Consider the following 18550-nt stretch of genomic DNA (forward strand, 5'->3'; position numbering starts at 1 on the left):
TGCGGCCTGACTTCACCGTGCGTCCTGAAAATCCGTCTTGAGAGCCTTTCCGGCCTTGTGAAAAGCCGGACACGAGATCGCAGACCGAACGACAGGACTGCTATCGTCCGAGGAACCTTGCACGGCGCTCTGTGTCAAGTCCTCCCGGACAGGAGCGGTCCGGAAAAGCGCACCACAGTGGCCAGCAGACACAAACAAGATTGTGTCGTCCTCCTGAAAACCGTATCACTCAGCACCCATGTCCCATCGTGATGCCAAGACCCCGAACGGCCGGCGCGGTCACAACCGACCCATCCTGGATGGAAATGCCGACTTTCCGGCCTTTCAGCCGACAACATCGACCAACCTGTACAGCCGCCTGCGCTGTGCCGGGCGTCTGTCGCTTGTTCTGATCTGGGCGTTCTGGGCGTGCAGCATGCAGGCCATTCTGGTGCGTCTGCCCGGCCGTCTGAAAATCATGATGCCACGCATTTTCTGGAAAGGCGTGTGCCGGATTCTGGGAATCAGGACCCGCGTCATCGGACAGAGCGCTGGTGGCGTGCGTACGGCCAAGGACGTCCGAGAGGGCAAGCGTCCTGTTGTTTTCGTCGCCAATCACTGCTCCTGGCTGGACATCGCCATCATCGGCAGCGAACTGCCCGTCGTATTCGTCGCCAAGGGTGAAGTTGGCAAATGGCCCCTCATCGGCACGGCATCCCGACTGGGTCGCACCATTTTCGTCAGCCGCAACCGTCAGGAAACAGGCCGCGAGCTTCAGGATATGGCCGCAAGACTGTGGGATGGGGACGACATCGTCCTGTTTCCCGAAGGTACGTCCTCGGACGGCTCCCGTGTCCTGCCGTTTCTCTCCTCGTTCTTTGCCGTCGCCAAGCCCGGACGACTGGAACAGGTCGGCCTGCCCAAGGCCCCGCCTGTCCTGATCCAGCCCGTCTCCGTCGTTTATGACAGCCTCGAAGGCCTTCCAGTCGGGCGCAGTCGCCGGAACGTCTTCTCATGGTACGGCGACATGGATCTCGCACCCCACTTGTGGTCCTTTGGTCAGTGGCGTTCCATGGGGGCGTCTCTCATGCTCCACGAACCGATCATCCCGGATGATTTCCGCTCCCGGAAAGATCTGTCCCGCGCGACGTTCGAGGCCGTTAATAGTGGTGCTGCCGACCTGCGCCGGGGCCAGCCGAAAGTGGCAGAGTCCTGAAATCCGTGCACAGGCCGGTTCAGCAATCAGGTTTATCTTGACTTGAAGCCCACCCGCACGCCACTTTCAGACGACGACACGGTGGTAATGTCACCCTCGTGTCCGGAGGTGGTATTCCCTATTCAGGCCCGTCTGATCATCCGTCGGCCCCTTGCATTCGGCCTGCCGTTCTTCGGAACAGGCTTGACCCCGAAGATGCCTGCCCTGATGTGTCTGCCTGATTCTGCCATTCCCGGACCGAGACCTTGACCCTCACGCCAGCCTCCCCAGTCATGCCCGCTTCTTCCGATGCCACGCCCGCCGTGCAGGCTCCTCGGGGCCTTCACGTCATTACGTGGGGCTGCCAGATGAACGTGTATGACAGCGCGCGCATGGCCGATGTCCTGCGCCCACTGGGCTACGGACCGGTCGAGCGGCCTGAAGACGCGGACATGGTCATTCTCAACACCTGCCATATCCGCGAACGGGCGACCGAAAAGGTCTTTTCCGAACTCGGGCGCCTGCGCAAGATCCGCGACGAGCGCATTAGTAACGGACAGGACCGCACCATCATCGCGGTCGCCGGCTGCGTGGCTCAGGCGGAAGGTGAGGTCATTCTTTCCCGCGCGCCTTATGTGGATCTGGTTCTCGGCCCGCAGACCTATCACAAGCTGCCCGAAATGGTGGCCCGCGCCGCCCGTGCCGGTGGCGCCGTGATCGAGACCGACTTTCCGGTCGAGCAGAAATTCGATTTTCTGCCCACGGATGCGGCTCCGCAGACACAGGGCAATCTCACTGCGTTCCTGACCATTCAGGAAGGCTGCGACAAGTTCTGCTCGTTCTGCGTCGTGCCCTATACCCGTGGCGCGGAAACGAGCCGTCCGGTTGCCTCGGTCATGGCCGAAGCGCGCCGGATGGCTGAAAGCGGCGTACGCGAGATCACCCTGCTCGGGCAGAACGTGAACGCCTATCATGGCGATGACGGCACCGGCGAAAGTGCGACACTGGCGGGGCTGGTCGAACAGCTTGCGCAGATCCCCGGTCTGGGCCGCATCCGCTACATGACGTCCCACCCGCGCGACGTGGACCAGAGCCTGATCGACGCGCACCGGGACAACCCGGCCCTCATGCCGTTCCTGCATCTCCCCGTACAGAGCGGCTCGGACCGGATCCTCAAAGCCATGAACCGTGGGCATACGGCGGACGAATACCGCGAGAGCGTCCGCAAGCTGCGTGAGGCCCGTCCGGATCTGGCCCTGTCTTCCGATTTCATCGTCGGCCATCCCGGCGAGACGGAAGAGGATTTCGAAGCGACCATGCAGCTCGTGCGCGATATCGGTTTCGCCATGGCCTACAGCTTCAAATATTCCCCCCGTCCCGGCACACCCGCCGCAGGTCAGCCGATGCAGGTACCCGAGGACGTGAAGGATCGCCGTCTGGCCGAGTTGCAGGCGCTTCTGCGCGAACAGCAGGACGCCTTCAATGCAGATATGGTCGGAACGGTGCAGGAAATCCTGGTGACGAACCGGGGCCGCAAGCCCGGGCAGATCGCCGGGCGTTCCCCCTATCTGCAACCCGTTCATTTCGACGGGCCGGATCATCTGATCGGGTCCACCGTCAAGGTCGCCATCACCACGCGCCGCACCAACTCCCTGGGCGGCACCCTGATCCGGGAGACAGCCTCCGCTTGCTGACAACGCACCCGACCCGTCCCGTCGCCACCAGCAGTGGCTCCGAAGGCACCCGCACCGTTGCCCTTCGCTTCAACGACAACATCCTGCTCCAGCGCCTGCTGGGGGACCATGACCGGCATCTCGTCCGGCTTGAGGAAGGATTCGACGTCAAGCTGTCCTGCCGTGGCAACAAGATTGCCATTTCCGGCGAGACGGAATCGGTCGGCCGCGCACAGGCAGCCATCATCGCGCTGTACAACCAGCTCGAACAGGGTGGCACGATCGATGCCTCGCAGGTCGATGGCGTCATCCGCCTGACGGCCCTGCCGAGCCGCCCGGAACGCCCGGTTGACACAAGGCAGGCCCGTCCGGCTCCCGAGGAGCGCCCGCGCGGCAACGGGCAGCGCCGTCCGGAAAAGGGCAATGGCAAGCCGCAGAACATGCCTGCCACCCCGTTCGGGGATCTGCCAGCCATCCGGACCAAGCGCGGCGTCATTGCACCCCGTTCGCATGGTCAGGCCGCCTATATGGAAATGCTGGCCAATACCGACATGGTGTTCGGCATCGGGCCGGCCGGTACGGGCAAGACTTATCTCGCCGTCGCGCAGGCCGTCGGCATGCTGCTGGCCGGACAGGTGGACCGGATCGTACTGTCCCGCCCAGCCGTTGAGGCTGGCGAGCGCCTTGGCTTCCTGCCCGGCGACATGCGCGAAAAGATCGACCCCTATCTGCGCCCCCTTTACGACGCCCTGCATGACATGATGCCGGGCGATCAGGTGGTGCGCCGCATGGGAACGGGTGAGATCGAGGTGGCACCGCTCGCTTTCATGCGCGGACGCACGCTCGCTCATTCCTACGTCATTCTGGACGAAGCCCAGAATACGACCGCAGCCCAGATGAAGATGTTCCTCACCCGTATGGGCGAAGGCACACGCATGGCCATCACAGGCGATCTGAGTCAGATCGATCTGCCGAATGGTGTATCATCCGGTCTGCGCGAAGCCGTCGAGACCCTTGAAGGTATCAAGGGAATCGGCATTACGCGCTTTTCTTCCGAAGATGTGGTGCGCCATCCGCTGGTTGCCCGTATCGTCGATGCCTATGAACAGAAAGCGCCAGCCCCCCGGGACGTGTTCCGGAACAGGCTGCGCCGGGAAAACAATGGAACCTCCAAGTCGACACGCCGGCACTGACATCATCATCGAGGACGCGCGCTGGCGCGCCTCGGTTCCGGGAACGGAGCGTGCAATCCGGCGCGCCCTCGTCGCGGTCGCCCGTCAGGGCGGCCCCGACTTCACGCAGTCTCCGCCTCCTTCGATCCTTCTGGCGACAGACCGGATCGTCAAGCGCCTCAATGCGCGCTTCCGGGACAAGAACAAGCCCACGAACGTGCTGACGTTCGAACCCGTTTCGCCTGTTCATGGCGGCGACATTATACTGGGTTACGAAACCGTGCACCGCGAAGCCGCGGCCGCCAGACGTTCGCTGCGGGCGCATCTGTCGCATCTTGTGGTGCATGGCGCACTGCATCTTGCCGGTTACGATCATCATCATCCCGGTGAAGCCCGGGAAATGGAAGGAATTGAGACCCGTACCCTGCGGTCCCTCGGTTTTGGAGATCCATGGCGCCAGGGAAACTGGCAGCAGGCTGGGAGTGTCCGGATATGAGTGACGATACCAACGACCGATCGCCCGAAGATTCGGGCAAAAGCCGTTCCTCGCGCGGAATTTTCGGAATTTTCAACCGCCGCGGCCGCGATCCGGGCCTGCGCGAGTCCATCGCGACCCTCGTTCACGAAGCTGGTCAGCCTACCGATGACGCAGGCGACGAGCCGGAACTCGATCGGCAGGAACGCGCCCTCATCATGAATGTGCTCCGCCTGCGCGACATCACGGCGGATGACGTCATGATCCCGCGTGCGGATATCATAGCCATGGCCGAGGCCCTGCCCTTTGGCGAAGCGCTCGACCTGATGCGCCGGGAAAACCATTCCCGCCTTCCGGTCTATCGCGACCAGCTCGACGATATTGCGGGCATGATCCATGTAAAGGACCTGATCGCCTATGTCGGCGAGCCGGACGCCTTCGACATCCGCCCGCTGCTGCGCCAGCCACTGATGATCGCCCCCACGATCCCGGTGCTGGACCTGCTGCTCCAGATGCGTCAGCGCCAGATGCACATGGCCCTCGTCATCGACGAATATGGCAGCATCGACGGACTCGTGACGATCGAGGATCTGATCGAGACCATCGTGGGCGATATTTCCGACGAGCATGACGACCCGGTCACGACCATGTGGGTGGAACGTCCGGACGGTTCCTTCGATATCGACGCCCGCCTCCCCGTTCGTCAGCTTGAAGAGCGGCTTGGTGCCGTACTGACGGACGCCGAACGTGAAGCCGAGATCGAGACCGTGGGTGGTCTGGTGTTCCGTCTGGCCGAGCATGTCCCGGCCAAGGACGAGGTCCTGACCCATGAAAGCGGCCTTGAGTTCCGCGTTCTGGACGCAGATGCCCGCCATATCCGTTCCCTGCGCATGCGGGTTCCGGAAGGCTGGGAAAACAAGCCGCTTCCTGCCCTCAAGACGCAGGAAGACGACCGGGGCTCTTGACGGAGCCCCCGGTTCGTCGTTCGAGTATCAGCAACGTTTCCCGCGGAGCCCCGCCCATGTCTGCCCCACAGCCTCTCGGCCGCCGTACCCTCCTTGCTTCCGCAATGGCCCTTGCAGCCAGTGCGTCCGTGCCGTTCGCCCGGGCGGATGATCTGCCCGCCAGCGACCCGCGCATGGGGCCAAGGCTGGTCGGTTCGCCGGATGCGAAGATGATCGTGGACGAGTGGTTCTCCCTGACCTGCTCGCATTGCGCCCATTTCGCGCAGGAGGTCTTTCCCCAGATCCGCAAAAACCTGATCGACACGGGAAAGATCCGCTACCGCTTTCATGACTTCCCGCTGGATCAGGTTGCGCTGCTGGCGTCTATGGTTTCACGCTCCCTGCCCGCCGAGCGCTATGAGCCCTTCGTGACGGATCTGCTCGACCATCAGGACCAGTGGGCCTTCGCGCAGAACATCGATCCCGTCGCGGAACTGAAAAAGCGTGCAGCCCTGTTCGGTGTGAGTGCTGCGGAATTTGACAAGATCAACGCCGATAATGCTCTGCGAGAGGCCATTATCAACAAACAGGACCATGACGGCGCTTTCCTCCAGATCCAGGGCACGCCATATTTCCGTATCAATGACACCCCTGCTCCCGACGTGGCGCAGAGCTATGATGCTTTCGCCAAAGCAGTTGCAAAGGCCTCCTGAATGACCCGTCTTTCCCTCTCACGCCGCTTTTTCGTCTCCGCTGCCCCGGCTCTCGCCGTAGCGGGAGCAGCCGCTGGCAAAGCCCATGCTGCTGATACGGGTTCGACCGATGCCCGACTCAGTTCCCGCATCATCGGCAGCCCGAACGCCAAGGTTCTGGTTCAGGAATGGTTCTCCCTGACCTGCACGCACTGCGCGCATTTCGCGACCGAAGAGTTTCCCAAGATCAAGGAACAGCTCATCGATACTGGCAAAATCCGTTATCAGTTCCATGATTTCTGCGGCGATCGCGTCGGCCTGACAGCGGCCATGGTGGCTCGTTCGCTGCCGGAAGAGCGTTACGTGCCGTTCCTCGAAGCCCTGTTCTCCAGCCAGATGCAGTGGGCTTTCGCCGCCGGTGGCGATCCGATGCAGCGCCTGCAGCAGATGTCTGCTCTCGCGGGTGTCTCAGCCGCGCAGTTCCAGGCGATCAGTCAGGATAACGCTTTTGCCGAGGCCCTCTTCAATCAGGTCAAGAAGGATGCGGACACCTATAATATCCAGGGCACACCCTATTTCCGCTTCAACAATACGCATTACGATCAGGACCCGGAAACCTACGAAAAGTTCGCCGATCTCGTCGCCAAAGCGTCCTGATCCGCTAACATAGGACCAGTACTTTCATACCCTGATGTCGAGCCGCACCACGACGATCGACCGCCTGAGCATCGGCGGTTTCAAGAGTTTCGCCGATGAGGTGCGTCTCGATATCCTCCCCGGCCTGACGGGGATTATCGGGCCGAACGGCTGCGGCAAATCCAATGTCGTCGAAGGCCTGCGCTGGGCCATGGGCGAGACCTCCGCCCGTGCGCTGCGTGGTGGGGAACTCGATGACCTGATCTTCGCGGGCACAGGCGCGCGCTCGGCCCGTAACATCGCTCAGGTCACGCTACATCTGAGCAACGCTGCTGGTCTGGCCCCGTCCCCGTTTCAGGATGCGGATGAGCTGGAAGTAAGCCGCCGGGCCGAACGCGGATCGGGTAGTGAATATCGCATCAATGGCCGCGTCATGCGCGCCCGTGATGTCCAGACACTGTTCGCCGATCTGGCGTCCGGCGCGCGAAGCTCCGCCATCATCAGCCAGAACCGTGTCGGCCAGCTCATCGCGGCCAAGCCCGAAGAGCGCCGTCTGCTGCTCGAAGAAGCCGCGGGCATCACGGGTCTGCACGCCAGACGTCACGACGCCGAACTCAAGTTACGCCAGACCGAGACGAACCTCTCCCGCGCCGAAGACCTGCGCCTTCAGCTTGAGGAACGCCTCGAAAGCCTTGAGGGGCAGACCGTTCAGGCCCGGAAATACCGCGAGATTTCCGAAAAAATCCGCCAGACGGAAACTGAGCTTCACGCCCTGCTCCATGCCCGCGCCAATCTGGCCGTGCAGCGCAGCCGGGACGATCTGGCCAAGGCGCGCGAAGACCTAAAAAAAGCCGAACAGGCTGCCGAGGCCGCCGCCACGGCCGAGTTTGAAGCCCGCAAGGCGGCTCCACAGGCGCGCGAGGAAACAGACCGCCTTCGCAGCGCCTTGGAACGGCTGAAGGTGCAATCTGAAACGCTGAAGCAGGACCTCGAGCGCGCCCGGCAGACCGAATCTGAAACGCGCGTTCGCCTCGAACAGGCTGAGGGAGATCTCGCCCGCGCCGAATCCAGCCTGACAGCGGACCACGTTGCCCGAAAGATTGCTGCTGAGGAATGTGCGGGTGTTGAGGCCGACATGGCTGCCCTGCCTGACCTGCGCGCCTCCTGCACGACAGAATGTGAGCGCCTCGATGCGCTCGAAAAGGAACAGGCCCTCGCGCTGGACAGCGCGACCCGGCTTCGGGATGCCGAGGCCATCCGCAGGGACGGCGTCATGGAAGGGCTGGATGCCCTGACCATCCGGCTGGATGCGGAGATCGGCGCGCTGGACGCTCTTGAGGCGGAGATTGCAGCGCTGGATCAGGCAACACCCGATAACGATACGCTTGACGCGCTGCGTCAGAAAGCCGCTTCGATGCAGGAGCAGTCACAGCTCACCAGCCGCCGGGAACAGGACTGCACAGTTGCTTTACAGGAAGCGCGCCTCAAAGCCGAACTGGACGGCCAGGCGCTCGCCGAAGGCAGGAGCCGTCTCGAAGCCCTTCAGGCCACGGAAGCCGATCTGAACAGACGCCTCCAGACGACCCAGACCCAGATCGGGCAGGACCGGACAACGCGGGATGCAGCGCAGGCCGGTCTGCTCACCGGGGACGCGCGGGTAGAACTTGAATCAGCCCGCGACAGCGCAGCGCAGGCCCTGACCGAGGCGCGCGAGCACGAGGACCACGCCCGGCAGGAACAGGAGCGGCTCGGCGCGCTCTGGCTGGAAGCCCGGGCGGCAGCCGAAGAAGGCACGCAGCGTCGCAAGGCGCTTCTCCGGGTCGTCGAGCAGAGCCAGCAGGCGCTTGCTCAGGCCCGGCAGAAAGCCCAGTTGGCTGCAACGGCAGAGACGACAGCCCGGACCGCCCTTGTTCCCGAACAGTCTGTTCAAAGCGCCCGGAACACAGTCGCACAGACCGAAGCGCGCCTGACCACCGTGCAAAAAACCCTCATCGAGGCCGAAGCCAAACTGACGACTGCCCGGGAACAGGAAGCACAGGCCCGGCAGACCCTGTCAGCGCTGGAAACACTCCTCCTGCGCACGCAGGGTGAATGTGAGGGTCTGGAACAGAGCCTCAATGCCGTGGCAGCCCAGCCGCACCCGCTGGAAGAGGAGCTCGACTTCCCGGCAGACATGGCCCGTGCCGTTGCGGCAGTGCTCGCAGACGGGCTGGACGCCTCCCTCGCCCCCGACACCATTCCCGCCGACCGACGCTGGCGCTCTCTGGACAGGATCGGCAATGCAGAACTGGCCGGCTGTAGCCCGCTCTCGGCTCTTGTTCAGGCCCCTGAAGCCCTGAAACGCTGCCTGGATGCCGCATTCCTGCTCGAAGATGCCAGCGCCGGACCGGAATTGCAGAAAACTCTCCAGCCCGGGCAGGTTCTGGTCTGTCGCAGTGGCGCGCTCTGGCGCTGGGATGGATTTACCCGCTCCGCCGACGCACCGGACGCCGGTGCAGCACGGCTGGAGCAGCGTCGTCGCCTGACGGAAGCACGGAGCCTGCTTCAGACCCATCAGGCCGATCAGCCACGTCTGAGCCAGACGGCCACCACAGCCACCCAGATTCGCGAACAGGCTGAAGCTGCGCTCACGGCCCTGCGTCGCGACCGCACAGCACTGGAGCCGCAGCTTGCCGAAGCCCGGACAGTGGCCTCGCGGATCGAGCAGAAGGCAGCCCTCGCCCAGACCCAGTGGGAACAGGCTGCCGAACGCCTGAAAGACGCCGAAGCTGCCCTGGCCAATGCGCAGAATGCCGCCACACTGGCGGAAGCCGAACTGAAGGTCCACCCGGACCCCGACGACCTGTTGCTCAAAGCACAGAACAGCGCACAAGATGCCGAAAACGCGCGCAATGCCCTGCGCGACTCCAACAACCGGCTTCAGGATGCACGGAGTGCCGCCGACACTGCTTCCCGCGAACTGGATCAGGCCCTTCTGCGGCATGACAGCACACTCACCCGCCTGCAGGATCTGGATGAAGGGCTGGCGCGACTGGAGCAGGAGCACGAACGCCTGACAGCCCAGCGCATTTCGCTTCAGCAGCAGGATAACCGGCCCGATATCCCCGCACTGCAAGCCGCGTCTCAGGCATCCCAGCAGCGTTTCGATCAGGCGCGCTCTTCCGCCGATGCTGCAACACAGACCGCGCGGGAATGCCGCAACGAGGCCAACCGGCTGACGCAGGAACTTCAGGCCCTCGATCAGTCCGCCGCAACCGCCCTCGCCCGGCGATCCGCACTGGAGCCGCGTCAGAGGGAACTGCACGACCTCGTCAGCCGCCTGCGGGACGATCATGCCAAACGTACGGCCGAACTCGCCGAACGTCCTGACCCCGCCCTTCTGGGACAGGCTGTTCTGGACGCTACCGCCCCCCTTCACGAAACGCGACATCTGCTTGACGCAGCACGGACCGAGAGCAATCGCCTGTCGCTTGAAGACGTCCGCCTGACCGGCGCACTGGCCGCGGTCCGCGCGCGGCTCGAGGCCCTCGGCACCCGGATCGCTGGCGAAGAAGCCAGCCTCGCCCATCTGCGGAGCCGCCGGGACGAATTGCAGGACAGTTTCCAGACGCACAGCGCCCTTCCCGCCAAACTGGAACGCAGGCTCGCTGGCCACGACCAGACCCTGACAGAGGCCCAGAGCGCTTATGACGTGGCCAGAGCCAAAGACGAAGCGGCGGGTACGGCCGGCCTCGAAGCGCAGGAGCAGCGCCGCAACGCCGACCTCGCGCTGGCGTCCGGCCGCGAAGCGATTGCGCGCCTGACCGAACGCGCCGAACAGGCCGTTGCCGCCCGCGAGCGTCTTCTGGCTGACAGTGAGCCTCCTCAGGGTGGGGCCTATCCGTCCGACCTGTCAGAACAGGCCGAAACCTCGACCCGCCGCCGTCTCTCCCGCCTGAGCCGTGAGCGCGAAGACCTCGGCGCCGTCAATCTGCGGGCGGAAGCCGAGTTCGAGGAAGCACGCGAAACGGCTGAAACCATCGCCCGCGAGCACGCTGAACTCACAGCCGCCATCAACAGGCTGCGCGGCGGGATTGGTACGATCAACCGTGAAGGACGCGAGCGCCTTCTGGCGGTCTTCTCGGAGGTGGACCGGCATTTCCAGTCCCTGTTTGCGCGGATGTTTGGTGGCGGACGCGCACATCTGGGCATGGTCGGCAGCGATGATCCGCTGGAAGCCGGGCTTGAAATCTTCGCCCAGCCTCCGGGCAAGAAGCTCTCCACGCTGTCCCTGCTTTCGGGTGGCGAACAGGCCCTGACCGCGCTTTCGCTGATCTTCGCGACCTTCCGCTGCAACCCGGCTCCGATCTGCATGCTCGATGAAGTCGATGCGCCGCTCGATGACGCCAATGTCGAGCGTTTCTGCTCCCTGCTGTCCGATATGACGAAGGAAGCCGGCACGCGCTTTCTGGTCGTGACGCATCATCAGCTGACAATGGCGCATATGGATCGTCTTTATGGTGTCACGATGCAGGAACGTGGTGTAAGCCGGGTGCTGTCAGTCGATCTGGGGCGCGCAGCCGCGCTGGTGGACGGCTAAGGTCAATTTTCTCAAACAGATAAATTGACGTTGGACCGTTCTGGCCCTTTGATAGAAGGAAAACCAGAAAGCACGCGCCATCTTCGTTGATCCGCCCCTTCCCGACCCCATCATGACGCGAATCCGTGAACACGGGATCCGCGTGGTGGGAGACGTGCATGGTGATCTGAACGCTTTCCGGCACGCAACAGCAACGGACCGCTTCGTCATCCAGCTTGGGGACCTCGTGGATCATGGGCCCGACAGCGCAGGCGTGATGGAGCTGATGCTCGAACTTCTGGAACAGCAGCGCGGGGTGTTCATTCTCGGTAACCATGACCGCAAACTTGGCCGCGCCCTTGAAGGCCGCCGCCTAAGGCGCGATCCGCCCCTCGAAGAGACGCTGCGCCAGATTTCCCTTCCTGAATATGAAGGCCTTCCCGAACGCGTTTATACGGCCATTGATCAGGCACCCACCTGGCTGCGGATCGGCCGGTCCCTGTTCGTGCATGGCGGCTTTCATACAGCCATGCTGTCCCTTTCTCCCGTGCCGGGTCTGGGTGAAATGTCCGCCCCCCTGTCCCGCGCCCTTTTTGGTGAAACGACCGGCCGCATGCAGCCGGACGGTTATCCCGAACGCCGCCTGACCTGGATCAACCGTATCCCCGAAGGGGTGACGGTCTATGTCGGCCATGACCGCCGCTCAACCGACGGACGCCCCTGGCGCCGCACGGGACGTCTGGGGGGCACGGCTGTCTTTACCGATCTGGGTGCTGGAAAAGGCGGCCATCTTGCCTGGATTGATCTGAATGAGCCCTAAGCCCTCCAACATGCCCCTCAATCCTGATCCGGCCGGCTCTGATCCTGCACTGGCCGAACTCGAGCGCCTGCGTGCCAGCATCGATAATATTGACGCGGCCCTGATCCACATGCTGGCGGAACGCTTTCGCTGCACGCAGGAAGTAGGCGAACTCAAGGCCCGTGCCCATCTGCCTCCTGCCGACCCGTCCCGTGAGACGCGCCAGATTGAACGCCTGCGTCAACTTGCCCGGGACGCACATCTGGACCCTGATTTTGCTGAGAAGTTTCTGGCCTTCGTCATCCGTGAGGTGATCCGCCATCATGAAGCCATCGCGGCCAACGCACGCAAGGCATCGGAAGCCTGATGGGCCTGCACCGCCTTCTGCTTCTGCGTCATGCAGAGGCGGTCCCCCACGTGTTGACCGAAAACGGTGATCGCGGTCGCCCCCTCACACCAAAGGGACAGGAGCAGGCCGCTAGCATTGGCAGACAACTCGCGGCCATTGAGATTTCCGGCCCTGTCCAGATCCTGTGCAGCCCTGCGACACGCACCCGACAGACCGCTCAGGGCGTTCTGAACGGCATGGGGCATGCGCATATTCTTACGATCGAAGACAGTCTCTATTCCGCAACTCCGGACACTCTCTACGGTCTGGTGCATGCTACGGCTGAAACTGTCCAGACGCTCCTGATCGTCGGGCATAATCCCACTATCGGTGAGTTTGCCTGCGATCTTCTGGGACCTGCCCTTCAGGGAACAAGTTTTTCAGCGCTCTATCGGGGCTATCCGCTCGCTGGCCTGACGGGATTTGACGTTCCCGGCCCGTGGCTGGATGTTCGCCCTTCCACAATCCAGCCAACGAGCCTTCTCCTGCCCTGAAAGATCGTCCAGAGGGCTTCTCTGGACATAAAAAACCTTTCAGATGTAAAACAAAACAACATCCTTACACTTCAGGCGGGTTATAAGCTGCATGTCCGAAAACCGTTCCGCAACCTTTGGTCTCGATGGCCTCAACCGCCAGTTTCCGCTTCTGGAAGGGACAATCGGTCCGAACGTCGTGGACATGCGTGCCCTCTCCCAGAAAACCGGGGTCTTCTCCTTCGATCCGGGATTGGGCAGCACTGCGACCTGCACGAGTGCCATCAGCTACATCGATGGTGACAAGGGTGTCCTGCTGCATCGTGGCTATCCGATCGAGGATCTGGCCCTTAATGCGAGCTTTACGGAAACGGCGTATCTGCTGCTTTATGGTGAATTGCCGACAGCCGCGCAGTATCAGACATTCCGCACGGACATGAACACCCACCGGCTGCTGAACGAGCAGATCCGGAACTTCTTCAATGGCTTTCGCCGCGACGCCCATCCCATGGCAATCCTGTGTGGAACAGTTGGCGCGCTCTCGGCTTTCTATCATGACGGCCTGGATATTTCGGAGCCGAAAGCCCGGGACCTCTCTGCCCGCCGGTTGATCGCCAAAGTCCCCACGATTGCAGCCTGGGCCTATAAATATTCCATCGGCGAGCCCTTCATCTATCCTGATGAAGAAATGTCGTTCTCCGAGAATTTCCTGCACATGCTGTTCGCCCGGCCCGGCAACCACTACCGCGTCAATCCGGTTCTGGCGCGTGCGATGGATCGTATTCTTCTGCTCCATGCCGACCATGAACAGAATGCCTCCACGACGACCGTGCGGCTCGTCGGCTCAACGGGCGCAAATCCCTACGCCTGCATCTCGGCCGGTATTGCCGCCCTTTGGGGGCCCGCACATGGCGGGGCCAACGAGGCAGCCCTCGGTATGCTGGAATCGATTGGCACTCGCGACGGCATTCCGGCCTTTCTCAACGAGGTCAAGAACCGCAACTCGGGCGTACGCCTGATGGGCTTCGGCCATCGCGTCTACAAGAACTTCGACCCGCGGGCGAAAATTCTTCAGGCGACCTGCCATGAAGTCATCGAGGAGCTGGGCCTCAAGCGCGATCCGTTGCTGGATCTGGCCATGGAGCTGGAGCGCGTGGCAATGGAGGACGATTATTTCGTCAGCCGCCGCCTCTATCCGAATGTGGATTTCTATTCCGGACTGATTCTCAAGGCCCTCGGAATTCCCAAGAGCATGTTCACCGTCCTGTTCGCTGTCGCGCGGACGGTCGGATGGGTCAGTCAGTGGAAGGAAATGATCGAGGAGCCGTCCATCCGCATCAGCCGCCCGAGGCAGCTTTATATCGGTGCGGCTGAACGGAGCTTCATCCCGATGAGCGAGAGGAGCTGAGGCTCCTCCGCAAAGTTCAGCAGTCGCAGCCCGGAGTCTGGCCTCTGGCCTGACGAACGACGTGGTGGTCGATCCATTCGGCCACGAGACGACGGGCTTCCTTGACGGAAGATTCGGGGTGATGAATGCGGTACAGCGTCGTGCAGGCCGCAAAAGCCTGGATATCCGCCTGACCGACGTCCCGCAGCTCCTGATAGGCCGTCACAACAGCGCGTTCGCATTTCCGGCCGATCCGGCTGGTCTCTATGCTCACTTCTGATCCTGCCGTAAATGAGAATGAATATCGATATCTCTCCCTAGAACTCCCGGCCCTCCCATGCAAGCACGAAGATCGGAACGACCGGTGACACTGACAGGCGCCACTAAAGTTCATCCGTTGCGGGAGCGGGCCATATTGCCCCTACCCTTCCCGGCGACAGGCCGGTAAACCACGAGAAAACGACGTCAGCGGAGACAAGCATGACCCAGTTCGCCGAAAGCCCGATGGCGGGCCGCACCCAGTGGGACCGTGACGCGGCCCTCACCACGGCCCGTATCCTGCTTGAAATCAAGGCCATCAACTTCCGCCCGGAAGATCCCTACACCCTGACGTCAGGCTGGAAGTCCCCGGTCTATATCGACTGCCGCAAGATCATTTTCTTCCCGCGTGCGCGCACCAAGATCATGGAACTGGCCGTCGAGAAGATCGGCCGTCATATCGGCTATGAAAGCATCGACGCGGTCGTCGGTGGTGAAACCGCCGGCATCCCGTTCGCCGCCTGGATTGCGGACCGGATGATGACGCCGATGGCCTATGTGCGCAAAAAGCCCAAGGGCTTTGGCCGCAACGCACAGATCGAAGGCGATGTGCCCGAAGGCATGCGCACCTTGCTGGTCGAGGACCTGACGACAGACGGCGCTTCCAAGATCCGATTCGCCAATGCCCTGCGCGATGCAGGCGCCATCGTGAACCACACTTTCGTCGTGTTCTTCTATGGCGTCTTCCCCGGTGCTCACAAGACGCTGGCAGACATGGACATCTCCCTGCACGCCCTGTGCACCTGGTGGGACGTTCTGGAAGCCTGCGCGGGCGGCGATTACTTCTCTGAAAAGGACAGCGCCGAAGTCCGCCGCTTCCTCGAAGACCCGTGTGGCTGGTCCAAGAAGCATGGCGGCGTGAGCAGCGCGGAAGAAGCGCTGGCTCTCAAGGCCAAAGCCGAAGCCTGATGGAGACTGGCGCATCCGTGCCAGTTGGCCGGAGTCTCGTTTTTGACTCCGGCATCGGGGGGATGGGCGTCGTGCAGGCCCTGCGCGACCTCCTTCCCACCCTCCCTATCGACTATCTCGCCGACACGGCGCTGTTTCCCTATGGCGAACAGCCGGATGATCTGCTGACATCGCGCATCGTTAGCCTTCTGGTCGCAGCCTGCGAACATCTTCAGCCCGATATTCTGGTGATCGCCTGCAATACCGCCAGCACGATTGCCCTGCCCGCCCTGCGCGAGCGCCTGAAAATTCCCGTAGTCGGCTGTGTGCCTCCGATCCGCTGGGCCGGACGTGTCTCGCAAAGCCGGGTTATCGGTCTACTCTCGACATCCGCCACAGCACGGCGGCCTTACATCCTCCAGCTTCATCGCGATTTCGCGTCAGACTGCCGCCTGATCACCCATGGTGCCCGCAGACTGGCCGATCTGGCAGAGCGCGCCTTTCTGGGCGAAGTCATCGCGGATACCGACGTACAGCACGAACTGGACTGTCTCTTCAGCCAGCCCCATGGCGATGAGATCGACACGGTGGGTCTTGGCTGCACACATTATACATTTCTGATGGACGCCTTCGAGCGCCTGTCTCCCCCCGGCGTGACCTGGCTGGACCCCGCTCCCGCCGTCGCCCGGCAGGTCAGGACCGTCCTTCAGGACGCTCCAGGACTTCCAGGCGCATCCCGCCCCGGCCGGCTTTTGATGACGCACGCCTCCCATGAAGCCACGAGACTGCAAGAGGCTGCGGAAAGGCTGGGTTTTTCGCAATGGGAAATATTCGCAGCGCCCATACTGCACCCGGTAGAAGCCTGAAAGAAAACGCCCTGTCCGATCGAACAGGGCGTTTCAGAGGGCTTTAGCGGGCGCGATCGACGGTGTACTGGACCGTCTCCGTCATCAGGCGACGCAGCTCACTGTCCGGGAAAATGGACAGCGCCTCGACAGCCTCGGCGGCATAGACCTGCGCGCGGGCAATGGTCGTGGCAATTGCCCCGGTCTTTTCAATCAGACCCAGCGCATGCGGCAGATCGGCATCCGTCTGCTCACCCTTCTCAATGACACGCTCCCAGAACGCCCGGTCCTCGGGAGAGCCAGCCTCATACGCCGCCAGAACCGGCAGCGTGATCTTGCCCTCGCGCATGTCGTCGCCGACCGTTTTGCCCAGAACCTGCTGATCGGCAGCATAATCGAGCGCATCGTCAACCAACTGAAACGCCATGCCCAGATTGGTCCCGAAACGGTCCAGCGCCACTTCTTCCGCTTCCGGACGATCTGCGACAACCGCGCCGACACGACAGGCCGCGGCAAACAGGGCCGCCGTCTTGCCGTGAATGACTTCGAGATAGCGTTCGACCGGCGTGGACAGATCGTTCTGCGTCACCATCTGAAGGACTTCGCCCTCGGCAATCGTCGCCGACGCATCGGACAGGATCGCCATGACCTTCAGCGACCCGTCTGCCGTCATGAGCTGGAAAGAGCGTGCGAACAGGAAGTCGCCCACCAGAACGGAGGCCTTGTTACCAAACACCGCATTGGCCGACGCAAGCCCGCGCCGCAGGTTGCTCTCATCAACCACGTCATCGTGAAGCAGCGTTGCGGTATGGATGAACTCCACACAGGCCGCCAGCCCAACATGACGCTGGTTTTCCGGAGTCGACTGGTAGCCGCACAGGCGGGAGGCAGCGAGCGTTAGCAGCGGACGCAGCCGCTTGCCGCCTGCAGCGACAAGATGGGCGCCGAGCTGTGGAATGAGCGGGACCGGGCTTTCCATCCGCGCGATAATGGCGCGATTACAGGCCTGCATGTCCTGTTCCAGATAGGCGGACAGAGCGGAAAGGGCGCTCTCGCTCCCTGCTTCCCTGAGCACAGCTCTATCAACGGTCGCAGAAACGTCCGGTGCGGCAGAATCCAAGGGTCATTACTCCAGTTCCCGCAACGGACCCGGGGACTGGCCCAGGACCGCACGGGCACGATATGATGTGGCGTGACCCGTTCTTTCTCTCCTGTCGTGGGAAGAACGAACGGGCCATATAACGCCGGACGACAGGTTGGAAAGACCATATGAGCGGCAGCAGGAAGACGGTCAACCCATTGCCCCCTCCGAAATCCCTCTCCGGGGGCGCATTTGCCTGCCACGGCCCCGTCCGGGAAGAAGGATCACTGCTGGGGGGACGGGTCCGGTACGACCAGTTCACCGAGGGTTACAGGACAGGACTTGAACCCGTTCTGATGGCGGCCTCCATCCCGGCAAAGCGTGGCGAGACGGTTCTGGAAGCAGGATGTGGGGCTGGCGCAGCCCTGCTGTGTCTGGCTGCCCGTCTTGCGGGGGTGAGCGGAGTCGGGCTGGAAGCCGATCCCGAGACCCTGAAACTGGCGGAACGCAATATTCAGGCTAACGTCGATCCCGATGGCGTGAAGCGGCTTCAGGTCCTTCAGGCCCATCTGCCTGACATCCCGCGAAATCTGCGCGGCCTCACCCCGACCGCTAATGGCCGCTTTCATCATGTGATGGCCAATCCCCCCTGGCACAGCCCTCACGGCACGCCCTCGCCCGACAACCGACGCCGTCTGGCCCTGAGTGCCGAGACGACCGCACCGGAAGACTGGGTGCGCGCCCTGACGAAATGGGTACTTCCGGGTGGCACGCTGACATTCGTCCTGTCCACGGCCATCGCGGATCGGGCGTGTCAGACATTACTGGAACATGGATGTGGTTCGATCCAGCTCTATCCCTTCTGGCCGCGAGCGGGCCGGGAAGCGAAACTGGTTCTGGTGCGCGCGGTCCATGGGGGCCGCGGGATCTTCCGGCTGCGGGCCGGGCTCGTCCTGCATGAAGCAGACGGCCGCTTTACAGCCGCCGCAGAACGCGTGTTGAGAGACGGAGAAGCCCTGCCCGAAGGTCAGGGCCTCTCCGTCTGAT

Annotated in this window: 17 protein-coding genes; 15 read left to right on the forward strand and 2 right to left on the reverse strand. The window is 62.6% G+C overall.

Features of this window, described 5'->3' with window-relative positions:
• Positions 1-238: 238 nt before the first annotated feature.
• From JK202_RS08315 to JK202_RS08370, 12 genes are all read left to right on the forward strand, one after another.
• Positions 239-1195 carry a 1-acyl-sn-glycerol-3-phosphate acyltransferase gene (locus JK202_RS08315; protein ID WP_211560087.1) on the forward strand — a complete coding sequence of 319 codons (957 nt, stop codon included), beginning with the start codon at positions 239-241 and terminating at the stop codon, positions 1193-1195.
• Between the two features lie 272 nt (positions 1196-1467).
• A complete protein-coding gene (gene miaB, locus JK202_RS08320; protein ID WP_211560262.1) occupies positions 1468-2868 on the forward strand; it encodes a tRNA (N6-isopentenyl adenosine(37)-C2)-methylthiotransferase MiaB in 1401 nt (466 codons plus the stop codon).
• A complete protein-coding gene (locus JK202_RS08325; RefSeq protein ID WP_211560090.1) occupies positions 2862-4040 on the forward strand; it encodes a PhoH family protein in 1179 nt (392 codons plus the stop codon). Before miaB ends, JK202_RS08325 begins: the two co-directional genes overlap by 7 nt.
• Positions 4009-4515 carry an rRNA maturation RNase YbeY gene (ybeY, locus tag JK202_RS08330; RefSeq protein ID WP_211560092.1) on the forward strand — a complete coding sequence of 169 codons (507 nt, stop codon included), beginning with the start codon at positions 4009-4011 and terminating at the stop codon, positions 4513-4515. The genes JK202_RS08325 and ybeY overlap by 32 nt, the downstream gene beginning before the upstream one ends.
• On the forward strand, positions 4512-5459 hold the full coding sequence (locus JK202_RS08335) for a hemolysin family protein (protein WP_211560094.1): 948 nt from the start codon (positions 4512-4514) through the stop codon (positions 5457-5459). Before ybeY ends, JK202_RS08335 begins: the two co-directional genes overlap by 4 nt.
• A 56-nt stretch (positions 5460-5515) precedes the next feature.
• Complete coding sequence (locus JK202_RS08340) at positions 5516-6151, forward strand: thioredoxin domain-containing protein (RefSeq protein ID WP_211560096.1); 636 nt, start codon at positions 5516-5518, stop codon at positions 6149-6151.
• Positions 6152-6787, forward strand: coding sequence for a thioredoxin domain-containing protein (locus JK202_RS08345; protein ID WP_211560098.1), 636 nt, complete (start codon positions 6152-6154; stop codon positions 6785-6787).
• 34 nt (positions 6788-6821) lie between these two features.
• Complete coding sequence (locus tag JK202_RS08350) at positions 6822-11345, forward strand: AAA family ATPase (RefSeq protein WP_211560100.1); 4524 nt, start codon at positions 6822-6824, stop codon at positions 11343-11345.
• 112 nt (positions 11346-11457) lie between these two features.
• The gene (locus JK202_RS08355) at positions 11458-12144 is read left to right on the forward strand and encodes a metallophosphoesterase (protein WP_211560102.1); all 687 of its coding nucleotides are present in this window, start codon (positions 11458-11460) and stop codon (positions 12142-12144) included.
• Between the two features lie 10 nt (positions 12145-12154).
• Positions 12155-12490 carry a chorismate mutase gene (locus tag JK202_RS08360; protein ID WP_211560264.1) on the forward strand — a complete coding sequence of 112 codons (336 nt, stop codon included), beginning with the start codon at positions 12155-12157 and terminating at the stop codon, positions 12488-12490.
• Positions 12490-13005, forward strand: coding sequence for a histidine phosphatase family protein (locus JK202_RS08365; protein ID WP_211560104.1), 516 nt, complete (start codon positions 12490-12492; stop codon positions 13003-13005). Before JK202_RS08360 ends, JK202_RS08365 begins: the two co-directional genes overlap by 1 nt.
• Positions 13006-13096: 91 nt before the next feature.
• Positions 13097-14392 carry a citrate synthase gene (locus tag JK202_RS08370; RefSeq protein ID WP_211560106.1) on the forward strand — a complete coding sequence of 432 codons (1296 nt, stop codon included), beginning with the start codon at positions 13097-13099 and terminating at the stop codon, positions 14390-14392.
• Positions 14393-14408: 16 nt separating this feature from the next.
• Here JK202_RS08370 and JK202_RS08375 read toward each other — a convergent pair whose 3' ends face one another.
• A complete protein-coding gene (locus tag JK202_RS08375; protein WP_211560108.1) occupies positions 14409-14645 on the reverse strand; it encodes a hypothetical protein in 237 nt (78 codons plus the stop codon).
• Positions 14646-14851: 206 nt separating this feature from the next.
• Here JK202_RS08375 and JK202_RS08380 point away from each other — a divergent pair, with 206 nt between their 5' ends.
• Together JK202_RS08380 and murI are read left to right on the forward strand one after the other, a co-directional pair.
• Positions 14852-15598: an orotate phosphoribosyltransferase gene (locus JK202_RS08380; protein ID WP_194255166.1), complete on the forward strand. Its 747-nt coding sequence runs from the start codon at positions 14852-14854 to the stop codon at positions 15596-15598.
• Complete coding sequence (murI, locus tag JK202_RS08385) at positions 15598-16443, forward strand: glutamate racemase (RefSeq protein ID WP_211560110.1); 846 nt, start codon at positions 15598-15600, stop codon at positions 16441-16443. The genes JK202_RS08380 and murI overlap by 1 nt, the downstream gene beginning before the upstream one ends.
• A gap of 43 nt (positions 16444-16486) precedes the next feature.
• On the opposite strand, the gene JK202_RS08390 is transcribed toward murI, so the two are convergent.
• Positions 16487-17542 carry a polyprenyl synthetase family protein gene (locus JK202_RS08390; protein ID WP_249199825.1) on the reverse strand — a complete coding sequence of 352 codons (1056 nt, stop codon included), beginning with the start codon at positions 17540-17542 and terminating at the stop codon, positions 16487-16489.
• 149 nt (positions 17543-17691) lie between these two features.
• Between JK202_RS08390 and JK202_RS08395 the strand changes: the two genes are divergently transcribed.
• Complete coding sequence (locus tag JK202_RS08395) at positions 17692-18549, forward strand: tRNA1(Val) (adenine(37)-N6)-methyltransferase (protein WP_211560112.1); 858 nt, start codon at positions 17692-17694, stop codon at positions 18547-18549.
• Position 18550 lies beyond the last annotated feature (1 nt).

Origin of the sequence: Gluconobacter sp. Dm-62 (assembly GCF_018256155.1) — a bacterium.
Lineage (GTDB): Bacteria > Pseudomonadota > Alphaproteobacteria > Acetobacterales > Acetobacteraceae > Gluconobacter.

What these genes read in the sequence shown, in the direction of transcription:
- JK202_RS08360 (WP_211560264.1), top strand. Translation starts at nt 12,155, where the DNA reads ATGCCCCTCAATCCTGATCCGGCCGGCTCTGATCCTGCACTGGCCGAA.
- JK202_RS08335 (WP_211560094.1), top strand. Translation starts at nt 4,512, where the DNA reads ATGAGTGACGATACCAACGACCGATCGCCCGAAGATTCGGGCAAAAGC.
- JK202_RS08315 (WP_211560087.1), top strand. Translation starts at nt 239, where the DNA reads ATGTCCCATCGTGATGCCAAGACCCCGAACGGCCGGCGCGGTCACAAC.
- JK202_RS08365 (WP_211560104.1), top strand. Translation starts at nt 12,490, where the DNA reads ATGGGCCTGCACCGCCTTCTGCTTCTGCGTCATGCAGAGGCGGTCCCC.
- JK202_RS08345 (WP_211560098.1), top strand. Translation starts at nt 6,152, where the DNA reads ATGACCCGTCTTTCCCTCTCACGCCGCTTTTTCGTCTCCGCTGCCCCG.
- miaB (WP_211560262.1), top strand. Translation starts at nt 1,468, where the DNA reads ATGCCCGCTTCTTCCGATGCCACGCCCGCCGTGCAGGCTCCTCGGGGC.
- JK202_RS08370 (WP_211560106.1), top strand. Translation starts at nt 13,097, where the DNA reads ATGTCCGAAAACCGTTCCGCAACCTTTGGTCTCGATGGCCTCAACCGC.
- JK202_RS08350 (WP_211560100.1), top strand. Translation starts at nt 6,822, where the DNA reads ATGTCGAGCCGCACCACGACGATCGACCGCCTGAGCATCGGCGGTTTC.
- JK202_RS08380 (WP_194255166.1), top strand. Translation starts at nt 14,852, where the DNA reads ATGACCCAGTTCGCCGAAAGCCCGATGGCGGGCCGCACCCAGTGGGAC.
- JK202_RS08355 (WP_211560102.1), top strand. Translation starts at nt 11,458, where the DNA reads ATGACGCGAATCCGTGAACACGGGATCCGCGTGGTGGGAGACGTGCAT.
- ybeY (WP_211560092.1), top strand. Translation starts at nt 4,009, where the DNA reads ATGGAACCTCCAAGTCGACACGCCGGCACTGACATCATCATCGAGGAC.
- JK202_RS08395 (WP_211560112.1), top strand. Translation starts at nt 17,692, where the DNA reads ATGAGCGGCAGCAGGAAGACGGTCAACCCATTGCCCCCTCCGAAATCC.
- murI (WP_211560110.1), top strand. Translation starts at nt 15,598, where the DNA reads ATGGAGACTGGCGCATCCGTGCCAGTTGGCCGGAGTCTCGTTTTTGAC.
- JK202_RS08340 (WP_211560096.1), top strand. Translation starts at nt 5,516, where the DNA reads ATGTCTGCCCCACAGCCTCTCGGCCGCCGTACCCTCCTTGCTTCCGCA.